The organism is Rhodococcus sp. NPDC059968, from assembly GCF_042738615.1.
GTDB lineage: Bacteria > Actinomycetota > Actinomycetes > Mycobacteriales > Mycobacteriaceae > Rhodococcus_F.
The window spans coordinates 90,526-105,024 of the sequence record NZ_JBHWUE010000006.1; the positions used below are offsets into that span (position 1 = coordinate 90,526).

The following is a 14,499-nucleotide window of genomic DNA, read 5'->3' on the forward strand; positions in this document are numbered from 1 at the left end:
AACGGGTACGTCACTCAGACTCGCGCCGAAGCCGAATGCTCTCAATTACCTCGCAGGTAATGCCCGCGTGTAGGTGATCCACCGATACCGGGTGCCGTTCTTCGCCGACGTGAGCCACTCACTGGTGTCCTGCGCGTGCCAGGAGTCGTCGATCGGGGGTGCCCAGGCGTCGCCGTCGATCGTGACGTCGATCTCGGAGACCAGCAGGTGTGTGGCGAACGGCATTGCCGCCGTGTAGATCTGGGCGCCGCCGATGACACAGACGTCCTCGTCGGTGAGCGCGAGCGCGGAGTCGAGCCCGTCGGCGGAGTCGGCGCCCTCCGCAGTCCAGTCGGGCTGACGGCTGATCACGATGTTGCGCCGCCCGGGCAGGGGCCGGAACCTCGGGGGCAGCGAGTCCCACGTCCTGCGGCCCATGATCACCGGGTGGCCCTGCGTCACCTTCTTGAAGTACGCCATGTCCTCGGGGACGTGCCACGGGATCGTGTTGTCGAGGCCGATGACGCCGCCCACGCCCTGGGCCCAGACCAGTTTGACCTGCCGCGCCACCACTAGACGGCCACCGGCGCCTTGATGGCGGGATGGTGCCGGTAGTCGACGATCTCCACGTCCTCGAAGGTGTAGTCGAAGATCGACTCCCGCTTGTTCAGTTTCAGCGTGGGGTACGGCAACGGCTCCCGGCTCAACTGCTCGGTGACCTGGTCGACGTGATTGTCATAGATGTGGCAGTCGCCGCCCGTCCAGATGAAGTCGCCCGGTTCGAGCCCGGCCTGCTGCGCCACCATATGCGTGAGGAGCGCGTAGCTCGCGATGTTGAACGGCACGCCCAGGAACAGGTCGGCGCTGCGCTGGTACAGCTGGCACGACAGCTTGCCGTCCGCGACGTAGAACTGGAAGAACGCGTGGCACGGTGCCAGCGCCATCTGCGGGATGTCACCGACGTTCCACGCCGACACGATGATGCGACGCGAGTCCGGATTCGACTTCAGCGTCTCGATGGTCTGGGTGATCTGGTCGATGTGCTCGCCCGACGGGGTCGGCCAGCTGCGCCACTGCACGCCGTACACCGGGCCCAGTTCGCCGTCCGCGTCCGCCCACTCGTCCCAGATGGTGACGCCGTTGTCCTGGAGCCACTTCACGTTGGAATCGCCGCGCAGGAACCACAGCAGTTCGTAGACGATCGACTTGAGGTGCACCTTCTTCGTGGTGATCAGCGGAAACCCGTCCGCGAGGTTCCAGCGCATCTGGTGACCGAAGACGCTCTTCGTGCCCGTCCCGGTGCGGTCTGCCTTCGGGGTGCCCGTGTCCATGACGAGTCGGAGCAGGTCTTCGTACGGGGTCGGCACAGTCACGGCGTCCAGTTTAGGCGGCTCCGCCGCCCGTGCGCCTTTCTGGTAGCTGGAGCAACCAGAAAGGCGCACGAGCGATAGCCTGCCGCCATGCGTGAACTCTTCGTGATCGGCATCGGCGCCGGCGACCCCGACCAGGTGACGGTCCAGGCGATCAAGGCGATGAACAAGGCAGATGTGTTCTTCGTCATCGGCAAGGGCGACGAGAAGCAGGACCTCGTCGATCTCCGCACCACGATCCTCGAGGAGCACGTCGCCTGCCCGTACCGCGTCGTGGACATCGTCGATCCGCCCCGCGACCGCACGCCGTCCGACTACGAGGGCGTGGTGGACGACTGGCACGAGCGCCGGGCGGCACTGTTCGAGGCCGAGTTCGCGTCCGAGCCGGGGGTCGGGGCGATCCTCGTGTGGGGTGACCCGTCCCTCTACGACAGCACGCTGCGGATCGTCGAGCGGGTGCTTGCCCGGGGCAACGTGTCGTTCGACTACTCGGTGATCCCGGGCGTCACCAGCGTGCAGTCGCTGGCCGCGCAGCACCGGATCGTGCTCAATCGGATCGGCGAACCGGTGCACATCACCACCGGCAGGCGACTGGCCGAGGGTCTGCCGGACGGCGTCGACAACGCGGTGGTCATGCTCGACGCCCATTGCACGTTCACCCAGATCGTCGGCGACGACGTCCAGATCTGGTGGGGCGCCTACCTCGGCACACCCGACGAGGTGCTGATCTCCGGTCGTCTGCGCGACGTCGAGGACGAGATCCAGCGGGTGCGCGCCGAATTGCGCGAACGCAAGGGCTGGATCATGGACACCTATCTCCTCCGCAGGTGAGTGAGAAAGCGTGGAGGAGCACACTTCGGCGCTCACGTACCGTTAGCCTGGGACCATGCCCGAGCTGCCCGAGGTGGAGGCGTTAGCCGAGTTCCTGCGGAAACACGCCGTGGGAGCGGTCGTCGGCCGAGTGGACGTGGCGGCCCTGAGCGTGCTGAAGACGTTCGACCCCCCGATCACCGACCTGCAGGGTCGCGACGTGACGGGTGCGGCCCGGTTCGGCAAGCACCTCGCACTCGACTGCTCCGGGTTGTGGCTCGTCACCCACCTCTCGCGTGGGGGCTGGTTGCGCTGGACCGACAACCCGTCGGCGGCGCCGCCGAAACCGGGGAAGGGCCCGCTGGCGTTGCGGGTGCACTTCTTCACCCCCGAGGGCGCGACGCCGGCGTTCGACCTCACCGAGGCGGGCACCAAGAAGCGGCTCGCGGTGTGGGTGGTGCACGACCCTCAGGAGGTGGAGGGGGTTGCCCGGCTCGGGCCCGACGCCCTCGCCGTCACGGAACCCGAGTTCGCCGCGCTGCTGTCCACCACGTCGGCGCGCATCAAGAATGCGCTCGTCGACCAGTCGCTGCTCGCCGGCGTCGGCAACGCCTATTCCGACGAAATCCTGCACACCGCAAAGGTTTCCCCGTTCGCCACGTCGCGCACCCTGCCGGAAGACCAGGTGCACGTGCTGTACGACGCGATGCGGTCCGTGCTCAGCGACGCCGTCCAGAGGTCTCTCGGCCAGGATGCGGCGCGGCTGAAGGGGGAGAAGCGATCCGGGATGCGAGTGCACGCCCGGACCGGCCTCCCCTGTCCCGTCTGCGGCGACACCGTCCGGGAAGTGTCGTTCGCGGAGAAGTCTTTTCAGTACTGCGCGACGTGTCAGACCGGAGGCAAGGTGCTCGCCGACCGTCGGATGTCGCGGCTGCTGAAGTAGCCGCCGGCGCGAAACCGTGCCCGCATATAGTTGTGACCATGCGTGAACAGGCACCCGTACGGTTCGGTACACCTCTGACGGCAGGCGCGACACGCGTGATGCTGCTCGGGTCGGGTGAGCTGGGCAAGGAAGTGATCATCGCCCTCCAACGGCTGGGGGTCGAGGTGATCGCCGTCGACCGCTACGACAACGCGCCGGGCCACCAGGTGGCGCACCGCACGCACACGATCGACATGAGCGACCCGGAGGCGCTGCTGCGTCTCGTCGAGGAGGAACGACCCCACTTCGTGGTCCCCGAGATCGAGGCGATCGCCACCGATGCGCTGGCCACGGTCGAGGAGCGCGGCACCGCGGTGGTCATCCCCACCGCGCGGGCGACGCAGCTGACCATGAACCGCGAGGGGATCCGGCGCCTCGCGGCGGAGGAACTGGGGCTGCCGACGTCGCCGTACGAGTTCGCCGAATCGCTCGAGGAGGTCCGGGCGGCCACCGAACGCATCGGCTTTCCCTGCGTGATCAAGCCGGTGATGTCGTCGTCCGGCAAGGGACAGTCCACGGTGCGCGACGCCGGCGACGTCGAGACGGCCTGGGACTACGCGCTCGCGGGCGGCCGCATCAATCACGGCCGTGTCATCGTGGAAGGGTTCGTCGACTTCGACTACGAGATCACCCAGCTCACTGTCCGGGCGATCGGTGCCGACGGCGAGGTGGGCACCTTCTTCTGCGAGCCCATCGGGCACCTGCAGGACTCGGGCGATTACGTGGAGTCGTGGCAGCCGCAACCGATGAGCGACACGGCACTCGCCCGGTCGCGGGAGGTGGCCGAGAGGGTGACCACGGCGCTCGGCGGCCGCGGGATCTTCGGTGTGGAACTGTTCGTGTGGGGCGACGACGTCTACTTCTCGGAGGTCAGCCCGCGCCCGCACGACACGGGGCTGGTCACCCTTCGGACACAACGACTCTCGGAATTCGAACTGCATGCCCGCGCCATCCTCGGCCTGCCCGTCGACACCACCCTCACGACCCCCGGTGCGTCCGCGGTGATCTACGGCGGTGTCGACGCCACCGGTATCGGCTTCGAGGGCGTCGCCGACGCGATGGCGGTCCCCGAGACGGACATGCGGCTGTTCGGCAAGCCCGAGAGCTTCGTGCGCAGGCGGATGGGTGTCGCCGTGTCCACGGGACCGGACGTCGAGACCGCGCGGAGCCGCGCGCGTGAGGCGGCGTCCCGCGTCGAGCCCGTCGCGTGAGTCCGGTCGCGGAACTCCTCGTCGGCCTGGCCGTCGTCATCGGGCTCGTCGGAATCGTCATCCCGATCCTGCCCGGCACGATCCTCATCTTCGCGGCAATCCTGGTGTGGGCCATCATGACCGGCGGAGCGACGGCGTGGACGGTGTTCGCGGTCGCAACGCTGTTCCTCGTGATCAGCGGCGTCGTCAAATACACCTGGCCCGGCAGGCGGATGCGCACGGCCGGGGTTCCCAACATGTCGCTGATCGTCGGCGGACTGGCCGGGATCGTGGGATTCTTCGTCGTTCCCGTGGTGGGGTTGTTCCTCGGTTTCATCGCGGGAACGTATGTGGCCGAGCTCTACCGGTTGCGTGCGCACAACCGGGCGTGGGCGTCGACGTGGCACGCCTGCAAGGCCGTCGGACTGTCGATGCTGATCGAACTGCTCGGCGCCCTGATCGCCTCGGGTGTGTGGCTGGCTGCGGTGGTCGCGACGTAGGGCGTTCGAAATCGTCGCCGAGGGGTATCCAGAAGCGTCCTCCACCTGCGATGATGAAATGCGGATGTTGATCTTCCCGGCTAGCGGAGGAATTCGCCGTGAACAAGAAGACGACCTGGATCCTGGCGCCCCTCGCTGCCGTGGCCCTCTCGCTGAGCGGCTGCGGCGACGACTCGTCCGACTCGGCCGCGCCGAGCACGACCAGCGCCGCCGCCACGAGCAGCGGCGAAGCGGCGCCCGCGTCGAACATGATGGAGAAGATTCCGTCACCCTTCGTGATGACCCCACAGATGGAGCCGACCTACGTCGGTTCGGTCGACGGTTCCGACGCGTACATCGCGCTGGCCAGGTCCGGGAACGACATGATCGCCTTCCTGTGCGACGGAGACCAGATGTGGACGTGGATGACCGGGACGATGGACGGCGACAAGGCGACGTTGTCTTCGCCGGACGGAGCGACACTCACCGCGTCGATGAGTGACGGCACCGTGACGGGGCAGGTCAGCGCGCCGGGCATGCCCGACAAGGCGTTCGTGGCCCACCCGGCCGCCGCCGACGAGGGCATGTTCCGGGCAACCACCAACCGTGACGGTGCCGACTACACCCTTGGCTGGATCATGACCAGCGACGGTGTCCGGGGGCTCGAACGGCAGGCCAACGGGTCGACCACCGGTAACATCGCCGTCGACCGGAATGAAGACCAGATGGACGATCGGCAGCGCGAGCGGCGGGCTGAACGACGCGAACAGCTGGACTGCGATCAGATGAACAACTACAACATGTGGCTGGTGGCGCAGCCGCAGACGCCGCCGGTGGCCGAGATGGTGTCGATGAACGGCGTACAGATGGAAGGCTGCTGACGGTCCTGCGTGCTAGCAGGGTCCTGCGGGAGTGTCGCAGCGATACCAGGCGCGGGCGTTGCCGCCCATGACGGCGTCGAAGTCGTCACCCACCGCCTCCGCGACGATGTCGATGTCGCTGTCCTGGAACACTCTTCGGGAACGGCTGCCCGGAAGGTCGGTGCCGAACATCAGCGCCTCCGGGTTGACGGCGTGGATCTTGCGCAGCACGTCGCCGACGTTCTCGATGGTCGTCCGCCCGAACCCGGTGGCCTTCACCCGAACTCCTCGATCGACCAGATCCAGCAGGTACGGCAGGCCCCGTGTCGACATCCCCAGGTGGTCGATGCACACGGCGGGCAGCTTGGCGAACACCGGCTCGAGTGACAGCAGCAGCGTGGCGTCCACATAGAACTCGGCGTGCCAGCCGGCCAGCTCGTACGCCCGGAGCGCCTGCTTGGTGAGGAGCTTCACGTCGGTCGCGCTGCGCCGGAGGTTGAATCGGACGGCCCGGACACCGGCACGGTCGAGTTCGAGGATGCTCTCGTCGGTGGCGTCGGGCTCCATCTGGGTGACGCCCACCCAGCTGGGGCCGAGCTCCTCGAGCGCCGCCTTGAGGTAGTTCTGATCGGTGCCCTGATACGAGGCCGTGACGACGGCGCCACCGTCCACACCGAAGCCCTCCGTGCGTGCCCGGTAATCGGCGATGGTGAACGGCTCCGGGAGGTAGCCGTGGTTCTCGACCACCGGGAACCGGGGGTCGATGATGTGAACATGGGCGTCAAACACGACTTATATCCTGCCTTGTGCGGGGGACACGCTGCGTGGCGGAGCCGTCCGCGAGTGCTGGTACAAGCGTCCTACACATACGTCTCAGACTCCTTAGGGTGAGGTCATGGGAAATCGCGAAGACCTGATCGACGGCGCCACGCGCAGCCTGTACGAAAAGGGATACTCGCGGACGACGGCCCGGGACATCGCCTCGGCCTCCGGGGTGAGCCTCGCGGCGATCGGCTATCACTTCGGCACCAAGGAGGCGCTGCTCCACGCCGCCCTGTATCGGGAAATGGAGCGCTGGGGCGACGACCTCGCGACGGCCGCCGCGAAGAAGATCGAACCCGGTATGAATCCGACGGAACGGTTCGAGGCCATCTGGACCGGTGTCATCGAGTCGTTCACCGCCCATCGTCGGTTGTGGATGCTGCAGTTCGAACTGCTCGGGCACCTGGACTCCCTGCCGGAATTGAGAAAGAACCTGGTGGCGTCGACCGCCGATGCCCGCGAGGGGCTGGTCGAACTCTTCGGTGACGCGGGCATCGAACCGGGCCGGGCACACACGCTGGGCGCTCTCTACCAGGCGCTGCTGCTCGGCGTCGCGGAGCAGTACCTGGTGGATCCCGACCACGCGATGTCGGCCGAGGAACTGCTCACGGCGTTGCGGGCGCTGTCGTCACACCTGGTCTGAGACGACGGAAGGGAACCTCCCGCAGGAGGTTCCCTTCGCACCAGTTTCGGAAGATCAGGCCTTGTCGGGCTCGCTGGCCTTGAGCATGTCTTCGCGCTCGACGACCTTGATCCGCTCGCGGCCCTCGGGCTCGCCCAGGCTGCGCTCGTGCGCGTCGAGGCGGTACCAGCCCTGCCAGGTGGTGTACGGGACCTGCTTGCCCTCGAGGAAGTCGATGATCGCGTCCTCGCCCGGGTTGGCGGGCTCGGCGAAGCCGGTCCGGTCCTCGAGCAGGTTCGCGACGGTCTCGTTCGCGTCACCCTTGGTGTGGCCGATCAGACCGACCGGGCCGCGCTTGATCCAGCCGGTGACGTAGGTGGCGGGCATGAACCGGTCGTTGCCCTCGGCGGAGTCGTCGGCGATGACGCGTCCGGCCTCGTTCGGGACGGTGCCTGCCTGCTCGTCGAACGGGAGCTTCGCGATGTTCTGCGACAGGTAGCCCACGGCCCGGTACACGGCCTGCACGTCCCAGTCGTTGAACTTGCCGGTGCCCTTGACGTTGCCGGTGCCGTCGAGCTGGGTGCGCTCGGTGCGCAGACCGACGACCTTGCCGTCCTCGCCGAGCACCTCGGTGGGCGATTCGAAGAAGTGCAGGAACAGCTTGTGCGGGCGGTTGCCCACGTCGCGGATGGCCCAGTCCTGCAGGGTGTTGGCGACCATGTCGACCTGCTTGGAGTTGCGGCGCGCCTGCTCGGAGCCCTCGTCGTAGTCGATGTCCTCGGGATCGACGATGACCTCGATCGTCGGCGAGTGGTCGAGTTCACGCAGCTCGAGGGGGGTGAACTTGGCCTGCGCCGGTCCGCGGCGACCGAACACGTGGACCTCGACGGCCTTGTTGCCCTTGAGTCCCTCGTAGACGTTGGCGGGGATCTCGGTCGGCAGCAGCTCGTCACCGGTCTTGGCGAGGACCCGGGCGATGTCGAGGGCGACGTTGCCGACACCGAGGACGGCGACCTTCTCGGCCTCGAGCGGCCAGGTGCGCGGGACGTCGGGGTGGCCGTCGTACCAGGAGACGAAGTCGGCGGCGCCGTAGCTGCCGTCGAGTTCGATGCCTGGGATCTTGAGGGCGCGGTCGGCGTTGGCGCCGGTGGAGAAGATCACCGCGTCGTAGAAGTTGTGCAGGTCTTCGAGGGTGATGTCGCTGCCGTAGTCGATGTTGCCCAGCAGGCGCACCGACGGCTTGTCGAGCACCTTGTGCAGGGCGGTGATGATGCCCTTGATGCGCGGGTGGTCGGGTGCGACGCCGTACCGGATCAGACCGAAGGGGGCAGGCATCCGCTCGAAGAGGTCGATGCTGATCCCGCCGTCAGACGCGGCATCGGATTTCATGAGAGCGTCGGCTGCGTAGATACCGGCGGGGCCGGCACCCACGATCGCAACGCGCAACGGACGTGTCTGATCAGTCATCTGGAGCGAACTACCTTCTGATGGGCGGACAACGAAACCTTAGCTTAAATTAAGCCCAGCCTAAACGGGTGGCCGAGGTGCAGCAGACAGGGCAAAGCCCATTCTCGGGACTCACGCCTGTAGAGGGTAGTCGCCTTCGTGTTGGGGGGTCACAAACACGATTTGTAGGGGCTGCTCGATACACTCGTGGCCACGCCGAGATCGAAGGGAAGTCATGTCCGGTTCGAGCGAATCGCCCCAGCGCGACGCGGGAGGCACCGAAGATCCGGTGGATCCCCGGCGCACCACGGCGGTGCCGTTCATCGCCGCCGTCACCGTCATCGTCGTCATCCTGGTGGCCATCGTCGTGTCCAGCCGGCTCTCGCCCGCCGACGAGAACGTCACGGAAGCGGACCGCATCAACCGCTCGGTCGCCGACTTCATCCAGGCCCACAACCACGACGACGCCGATCTGCAGAAAACGCTGGTCTGCTCGTCGTGGTCCGACGACCGGTCGGTGATTCGGGACCGGGAAGGTGAGGTCACACTGAAGGGCGTCGAGTCGTCCGAGGTCAACGGAGACCGTGCCCGGGCGGAGGTCCGGGTCAGCGCCGACGACGGCAAGGGCGAGACGACGGATACGTGGCAATTGACGCGGGACGGCGAGACATGGGTCGTCTGCAACTGACCGTCGCCCGGAAGGGCATACCGAACAGGGTTGTGAAAAGCTGACATGGTGAGTTACGCAGGCGACATAACGCCGGAGCATGCCTGGGAGCTGCTCCGCGAGAATCCCGACGCTGTGCTCGTGGATGTGCGGACGGACGCCGAGTGGAAGTACGTCGGAGTTCCCGACACCACCTCGCTCGGGCGTAAGACCGTGCTGATCGAATGGGTCAGCTACCCGACGGGCACTCGTAACGACAACTTCGTGGACCAGCTGAAGGAGGCCGGGATCGCGGGTGGCGAGAACGCCCCGGTGATCTTCCTGTGTCGCTCCGGCCAGCGGTCCATCGGTGCGGCGGAGGCCGCGACAGCGGCGGGCATCGGCCCGTCGTACAACGTGCTCGACGGTTTCGAAGGCGGCCTGGACGCCGAAGGTCATCGTGGGGCGGTCGGCTGGCGGGCTCTGGGCCTGCCGTGGAGGCAGTGGTGAGTGCAATTCCTCAAGGCGGTGCGTTTCAGAAGGCGCTGCCGGACGGCATCGGTCAGGGCACGATCAGCGTGCGCGGAGGAACCCTCCGTTCCGGGTTCGAGGAGACGTCCGAAGCGATCTTCCTGAATTCCGGTTTCGTGTTCGAGAGCGCGGGCGCGGCCGAGGCGTCGTTCACCGGCGATATCGACCACTTCGTCTACTCCCGGTACGGCAACCCGACCGTGAAGATGTTCGAGGAGCGGCTGCGCCTGATCGAGGGCGCGGAGGCGTGCTTCGGCACCGCCAGCGGCATGTCCGCGGTGTTCACCGCACTCGGCGCGTTGCTGAAGGCCGGCGACCGGCTGGTCGCGGCACGCAGCCTGTTCGGCTCCTGCTTCGTGGTGTGCAACGAGATCCTGCCCCGCTGGGGTGTGGAGACGGTGTTCGTCGACGGTGAAGACCTCGACCAGTGGGAGAAGGCTTTGTCCGAGCCGACCACCGCCGTATTCTTCGAGACGCCGTCGAACCCGATGCAGACGCTCGTCGACGTGCCCCGGGTGGCGGAGCTCGCGCACGCCGCCGGCGCAAAGGTCGTGCTGGACAACGTGTTCGCGACACCGCTGCTGCAGCGCAGCCTGGAACTGGGTGCCGACATCGTCGTCTACTCCGGCACCAAGCACATCGACGGCCAGGGCCGCGTGCTCGGCGGAGCGATCCTCGGTCCGAAGGACTACATCGAGGGTCCCGTTCAGAACCTCATGCGCCACACCGGTCCGGCGCTGAGCCCGTTCAACGCCTGGACGCTCCTCAAGGGGCTCGAGACGATGCCGATCCGGGTGCGCCACTCCGTCGGCTCGGCACTTGAGATCGCACAGTTCCTCGAAGGCCACTCCGCGGTCGACTGGGTCAAGTACCCGTACCTCGAATCGCACCCCCAATACGAACTCGCGAAGAAGCAGATGAGCGGCGGCGGCACCGTCGTCACCTTCGCGCTGAACGCATCCGAGGGCGAAGCGAAGAAGCGGGCATTCGAACTCCTCGACGCCCTGCGGCTGGTCAACATCTCCAACAACCTCGGCGACTCCAAGTCGCTCATCACCCACCCGGCCACCACCACCCACCGGGCGATGGGCCCGGAAGGTCGTGCAGCCGTGGGCATCACCGACGGCGTCGTCCGGCTGTCCGTGGGTCTCGAAGACACCGCCGACCTGCTGACGGACCTGGAGCAGGCGCTGGCATAGGCGGCTCCGCCGCTCGTGCGCCTTTCTGGTTGTTCCCGCAACCACAAAGGCGCACGGGCGCGAAGCGCCTACAGGTCGAGGCTCGTGGCCGGCGCGACTGCGTCGAGGCGCTCGGCGGTGGCCCCGTCCTGGGTGTCGTACAGCCGCGCGCACTCGGCGAGGTTCGTCGACATCTCGGCCACAGTCCGCTGCAACAACTCCCGCCGATCGTCCAGATAGGACGTGAACCGGCCGAACGCGTCGCGGGCCGCCTCCGGCCACGCCGCACCCGAGTCGGCGAGGGCCGCGTCGGTGGTGTTCAGCTGTGAGGACGCCTCGTCGAACAGGACGTCGAGCTGACCGGCCGCCGCGCGTAGGGACGCTGTGTCGACGTGGATGGAACCGCTCATTTTCGATCCTTCGTGTCGGTCGAGACGAGATCGGACTCCCGCGGACGCGATCGATCCGTTAGGGTACGGGCATTATGCATCCTGGGGGGGGATCGTGAATCTGAGGGACATTGCCCGGTGGGACACCAGTGCGCTGCAGGCCGTGCAACGGTCGCTGTCCGCCCGACTGGCCACGATCGGCTTCGTGCAGGAAAGGCTCGCCGACATCGGCCGGTTGCCGGCGTGGCAGGACGACGCCGCGGACGCCGCACGGCGGCGGTTCCGGATCGCCGCGGATGATCTGAGCGGCGAGGCCGCAGCGATCGCCGTCGTCGAGAAGTTGGCCCGCGAGCTGGTCGACGCGGTCACGCACCTGAAGTCCGAGCTCGACGGCCTCCGGGAAGCGGCTGCCGTCCACGGAATGGCCCTGTCGGACAACGGGGACATCGCCGATGCGCCTGTCGACTCCTCGGCGGCAGCGCGGCGTGACGAACTCCGGGCCGCGGCCCGGGCGCTGATTCTGCAGGCGGAAGATCTCGTCGCCGACGCGGCCGCCGTCCTGACGCGGGCCGCGGATGGCGAGGCCGAACCCGGTGAGGCGGATCGCCCGGGCACCGGACTGTCCGCCCCGGCGCCCCCGCCGGACGGCTCCCCGCTCGACAACCGCAAGTACTGGGACGCCCTGCCGGCAGCCCAGCGCCGCGAGGTCATCGAGCAGCATCCCGAGTTGGTTGGCAATCGCGACGGCATCCCGTCCGCGGTACGGCACGAGGCGAACGTGAGCCGGTTCGCCGACGAGCGGTCGCGGTGGGAGACGGAACAAGAGCGCCTCCGGGAAAGGCTGGGCCACAACATGTTCGGTGGAGCGTTCACCGACGACGACGCCGAGCTGTGGTATGCCGAGCAGAAGTTGCGGGACGTCGACGACCTCGAGAAGCTCGTGCGCGATCACCCGGACGGCAGGCTGATGCTGCTGGACCTGCAGTCGGGCGAACGGGCGATGGCCGCATTCGCGCTCGGCGATCCGGACACCGCCAACCACATCTCCGTCACCACACCGGGCATCGACACGGCCGTCGCTTCGCTGCGCGGGATGACCGACGAGGCGGCGGCGCTGAAGGCCGAGACCGAACGTCAATTGGACCTGGCCGGCCGTACGAGCGACACGGTGTCGACGATCGCGTGGCTGGGGTATCAGCCGCCGACCACCACCGGTCCGGGCAATTACGACGTGCCCTTCATCGACCAGGACCTCGGGCGCGGATGGCTCCTCGATTCCTGGCAGTCCGACCGCGCGACCGCGGGTGCCCCGAAGCTTGCGTCGTTCTACGAGGGCCTCGACGTCGCCTCGCAGAGGCCCGATCCGCACATCACGGCGCTCGGCCATTCGTATGGTTCGTACACCCAGGGTCTGGCCCTTCAGGACGCGGGTCCGCGACAACCGGTCGACGACGCCGTGTTCTACGGGTCGCCGGGGTTCGACGCGAACGACGAATCGGATCTCGGGTTGGCGCCCCGGCACGGGTTCGTGATGCGCGCGTACGACGACCCCATCACCGTGGCCGACGGGTTCGGCAGGCTCGGCCCCGATCCGGTGCGGACGGACCTCGAACAACTGTCGGTGCGCGAAGCGACGACCCCCGACGGTGTGCAGCGGGAAGATGCCAACGGGCACAGCGAGTATCCAAGGCCGAGCGGCAACGGCGAGCTGCGGACATCCGGCTACAACATGGCGGTGATCGTCGCGGGAATGCCGGAACTCGCGATCCGGTGACAGTCCGCGGCGGGTGGGCAATGAAGGCGGTCGCTGTGATCGGCGCGGCGATCCTGACGAGCGGATGTGGTGACGTGACGGACAACCCTTACAACTTCAGCGACGAAGAAATTGCGGCGGCGGCAGCGAGCCTGAGCGACCGGCCGACACTCGCGGTCACCGAGCGGCAGGTCACCGATGCGCTGGTGCGGATCAGCGAGGCCGTCGCTGCGATTGCACCCGATGTCGGGTGGCGGTGGCATCGCGAACGCAGCCAGGGCGGCGGATGCCCGGGACCGTATGCGTATACGGCGGGGCTTTCCGTCACCACGCAGGTATTGCTGTCCGACACCCCGATCGGCGACGCGGACTGGCCGGCCGTGCTGGCCGTGGCCCGTGCGATCGCCACCGACGCCGGAATGGACCGGCTCGACGTGCTGGCCGACCGACCCGGACGCCACGAAATGACGTTCGCCGGTGGGGACGGGAACCGGATTACGTTCGGGACCTACAAGGCAGCGACCATCAGGGGCGTCACCGGCTGCCGCCACCCGTGAGTACTTGTTAACGTCCCGCGGTTAAGAAGTACTCACGGGCGGCGGAGCCGCATCGCCGAACGGATCAGACGTACGGCCGACGAGATCGGCGACCGATTTGAGCACCGTCGTGGGACGGTAGGGGAACAGTTCCACCGAATCCCGCGTCGAAATTCCGGTGAGGACGAGGATGGTCTGCAGCCCGGCCTCGAGCCCGCAGACGATGTCGGTGTCCATGCGGTCGCCGATCATCAGTGTGTTCGCGGAGTGCGCGCCGATGGCCCGCAGCGCCGAGCGCATCATCAGCGCGTTCGGCTTGCCCACGTAGTACGGGTCGCGTCCGGTGGCTCTACTGATCAGTGCCGCAACGGATCCCGTTGCCGGAAGGGAACCTTCCCGGGACGGGCCGGTGGGGTCGGGGTTGGTCGCGATGAAGCGAGATCCTCTCTCCACCAAACGAATTGCGGTGGTGATGGCCTCGAAGGAGTAGGTGCGGGTCTCGCCGAGGACCACGTAGTCGGGATCGTTCTCGGTGAGGACGTACCCGATGTCGTGCAGTGCGGTGGTGAGCCCGGATTCGCCGACGACGTACGCGCTGCCGCCCGGTCGCTGGTTCGCCAGGAACGTCGCGGTGGCGAGGGCGGACGTCCAGATCGATTCCTCGGGAATGTCCAGGCCGGTGCGGAGCAGGCGGGCGCGAAGGTCGCGCGGAGTCCTGATCGAATTGTTGGTCAGGACGATGAACGGGGTACCGGATTCCCGGAGTTCCGCCAGGAACAGGTCGGCCCCGGGGACCAGATGTTCTTCGTGGACGAGAACGCCGTCCATGTCCATGAGATAGGTCCAGCCCGGGTGCTCTACATCGTTGCTCACCGACTCAGTATGAGGGAGCGGAAGGGTGCATGC

Annotated in this window: 17 protein-coding genes; 11 read left to right on the forward strand and 6 right to left on the reverse strand. The window is 67.3% G+C overall.

Annotated elements, in window-relative coordinates; all coding sequences use genetic code 11:
* Positions 1–45 precede the first annotated feature (45 nt).
* Together ACFWAY_RS08605 and ACFWAY_RS08610 are read right to left on the reverse strand one after the other, a co-directional pair.
* Positions 46–552, reverse strand: a complete 507-nt coding sequence (locus ACFWAY_RS08605) for a dihydrofolate reductase (RefSeq protein ID WP_378451769.1) — start codon at positions 550–552, stop codon at positions 46–48.
* A complete protein-coding gene (locus tag ACFWAY_RS08610) occupies positions 552–1,352 on the reverse strand; it encodes a thymidylate synthase (protein WP_011595038.1) in 801 nt (266 codons plus the stop codon). The genes ACFWAY_RS08605 and ACFWAY_RS08610 overlap by 1 nt, the downstream gene beginning before the upstream one ends.
* Before the next feature lie 87 nt (positions 1,353–1,439).
* Here ACFWAY_RS08610 and cobF point away from each other — a divergent pair, with 87 nt between their 5' ends.
* From cobF to ACFWAY_RS08635, 5 genes are all read left to right on the forward strand, one after another.
* On the forward strand, positions 1,440–2,180 hold the full coding sequence (cobF, locus tag ACFWAY_RS08615) for a precorrin-6A synthase (deacetylating) (protein ID WP_378510444.1): 741 nt from the start codon (positions 1,440–1,442) through the stop codon (positions 2,178–2,180).
* A 55-nt stretch (positions 2,181–2,235) separates the two neighbouring features.
* Positions 2,236–3,102, forward strand: a complete 867-nt coding sequence (locus ACFWAY_RS08620; RefSeq protein WP_378451772.1) for an Fpg/Nei family DNA glycosylase — start codon at positions 2,236–2,238, stop codon at positions 3,100–3,102.
* 38 nt (positions 3,103–3,140) lie between these two features.
* Complete coding sequence (gene purT, locus ACFWAY_RS08625; protein WP_378510445.1) at positions 3,141–4,352, forward strand: formate-dependent phosphoribosylglycinamide formyltransferase; 1,212 nt, start codon at positions 3,141–3,143, stop codon at positions 4,350–4,352.
* Positions 4,349–4,831, forward strand: coding sequence for a DUF456 domain-containing protein (locus ACFWAY_RS08630; RefSeq protein WP_378451774.1), 483 nt, complete (start codon positions 4,349–4,351; stop codon positions 4,829–4,831). Before purT ends, ACFWAY_RS08630 begins: the two co-directional genes overlap by 4 nt.
* Positions 4,832–4,929: 98 nt before the next feature.
* Positions 4,930–5,691: a hypothetical protein gene (locus ACFWAY_RS08635; protein WP_378451775.1), complete on the forward strand. Its 762-nt coding sequence runs from the start codon at positions 4,930–4,932 to the stop codon at positions 5,689–5,691.
* 12 nt (positions 5,692–5,703) lie between these two features.
* Here ACFWAY_RS08635 and ACFWAY_RS08640 read toward each other — a convergent pair whose 3' ends face one another.
* Positions 5,704–6,459: an amidohydrolase family protein gene (locus ACFWAY_RS08640; protein WP_378451776.1), complete on the reverse strand. Its 756-nt coding sequence runs from the start codon at positions 6,457–6,459 to the stop codon at positions 5,704–5,706.
* Between the two features lie 106 nt (positions 6,460–6,565).
* On the opposite strand from ACFWAY_RS08640, the gene ACFWAY_RS08645 reads away from it, so the two are divergent.
* The gene (locus ACFWAY_RS08645; protein WP_378451777.1) at positions 6,566–7,135 is read left to right on the forward strand and encodes a TetR/AcrR family transcriptional regulator; all 570 of its coding nucleotides are present in this window, start codon (positions 6,566–6,568) and stop codon (positions 7,133–7,135) included.
* A gap of 54 nt (positions 7,136–7,189) precedes the next feature.
* On the opposite strand, the gene ACFWAY_RS08650 is transcribed toward ACFWAY_RS08645, so the two are convergent.
* Entirely contained in the window at positions 7,190–8,581 is a 1,392-nt protein-coding gene (locus ACFWAY_RS08650) for an FAD-dependent oxidoreductase (RefSeq protein WP_378451778.1), read from the reverse strand.
* A 214-nt stretch (positions 8,582–8,795) separates the two neighbouring features.
* Here ACFWAY_RS08650 and ACFWAY_RS08655 point away from each other — a divergent pair, with 214 nt between their 5' ends.
* Genes ACFWAY_RS08655 through ACFWAY_RS08665 form a run of 3 tightly spaced genes read left to right on the forward strand, consistent with a single transcriptional unit; the run spans position 8,796 to position 10,936 of the window.
* Complete coding sequence (locus ACFWAY_RS08655) at positions 8,796–9,248, forward strand: hypothetical protein (RefSeq protein WP_378471136.1); 453 nt, start codon at positions 8,796–8,798, stop codon at positions 9,246–9,248.
* Positions 9,249–9,296: 48 nt separating this feature from the next.
* A complete protein-coding gene (locus tag ACFWAY_RS08660; protein WP_005562410.1) occupies positions 9,297–9,716 on the forward strand; it encodes a rhodanese-like domain-containing protein in 420 nt (139 codons plus the stop codon).
* Positions 9,713–10,936, forward strand: a complete 1,224-nt coding sequence (locus tag ACFWAY_RS08665; protein WP_378451780.1) for an O-succinylhomoserine sulfhydrylase — start codon at positions 9,713–9,715, stop codon at positions 10,934–10,936. The genes ACFWAY_RS08660 and ACFWAY_RS08665 overlap by 4 nt, the downstream gene beginning before the upstream one ends.
* A gap of 68 nt (positions 10,937–11,004) precedes the next feature.
* On the opposite strand, the gene ACFWAY_RS08670 is transcribed toward ACFWAY_RS08665, so the two are convergent.
* Positions 11,005–11,325 carry a type VII secretion target gene (locus ACFWAY_RS08670; RefSeq protein ID WP_378510446.1) on the reverse strand — a complete coding sequence of 107 codons (321 nt, stop codon included), beginning with the start codon at positions 11,323–11,325 and terminating at the stop codon, positions 11,005–11,007.
* Between the two features lie 94 nt (positions 11,326–11,419).
* Here ACFWAY_RS08670 and ACFWAY_RS08675 point away from each other — a divergent pair, with 94 nt between their 5' ends.
* Positions 11,420–13,078 carry an alpha/beta hydrolase gene (locus ACFWAY_RS08675; protein ID WP_378510447.1) on the forward strand — a complete coding sequence of 553 codons (1,659 nt, stop codon included), beginning with the start codon at positions 11,420–11,422 and terminating at the stop codon, positions 13,076–13,078.
* Positions 13,075–13,614 (forward strand): LppA family lipoprotein, encoded by a 540-nt coding sequence (locus tag ACFWAY_RS08680; protein ID WP_378510448.1) that lies wholly within the window; start codon positions 13,075–13,077, stop codon positions 13,612–13,614. Before ACFWAY_RS08675 ends, ACFWAY_RS08680 begins: the two co-directional genes overlap by 4 nt.
* Positions 13,615–13,635: 21 nt before the next feature.
* On the opposite strand, the gene ACFWAY_RS08685 is transcribed toward ACFWAY_RS08680, so the two are convergent.
* On the reverse strand, positions 13,636–14,427 hold the full coding sequence (locus ACFWAY_RS08685) for an HAD-IIA family hydrolase (RefSeq protein WP_378451921.1): 792 nt from the start codon (positions 14,425–14,427) through the stop codon (positions 13,636–13,638).
* Between the last annotated feature and the right edge of the window lie 72 nt (positions 14,428–14,499).

What these genes read in the sequence shown, in the direction of transcription:
- ACFWAY_RS08650 (WP_378451778.1), bottom strand. Translation starts at nt 8,581, where the DNA reads ATGACTGATCAGACACGTCCGTTGCGCGTTGCGATCGTGGGTGCCGGC.
- ACFWAY_RS08645 (WP_378451777.1), top strand. Translation starts at nt 6,566, where the DNA reads ATGGGAAATCGCGAAGACCTGATCGACGGCGCCACGCGCAGCCTGTAC.
- ACFWAY_RS08620 (WP_378451772.1), top strand. Translation starts at nt 2,236, where the DNA reads ATGCCCGAGCTGCCCGAGGTGGAGGCGTTAGCCGAGTTCCTGCGGAAA.
- ACFWAY_RS08655 (WP_378471136.1), top strand. Translation starts at nt 8,796, where the DNA reads ATGTCCGGTTCGAGCGAATCGCCCCAGCGCGACGCGGGAGGCACCGAA.
- ACFWAY_RS08685 (WP_378451921.1), bottom strand. Translation starts at nt 14,427, where the DNA reads ATGGACATGGACGGCGTTCTCGTCCACGAAGAACATCTGGTCCCCGGG.
- purT (WP_378510445.1), top strand. Translation starts at nt 3,141, where the DNA reads ATGCGTGAACAGGCACCCGTACGGTTCGGTACACCTCTGACGGCAGGC.
- ACFWAY_RS08670 (WP_378510446.1), bottom strand. Translation starts at nt 11,325, where the DNA reads ATGAGCGGTTCCATCCACGTCGACACAGCGTCCCTACGCGCGGCGGCC.
- cobF (WP_378510444.1), top strand. Translation starts at nt 1,440, where the DNA reads ATGCGTGAACTCTTCGTGATCGGCATCGGCGCCGGCGACCCCGACCAG.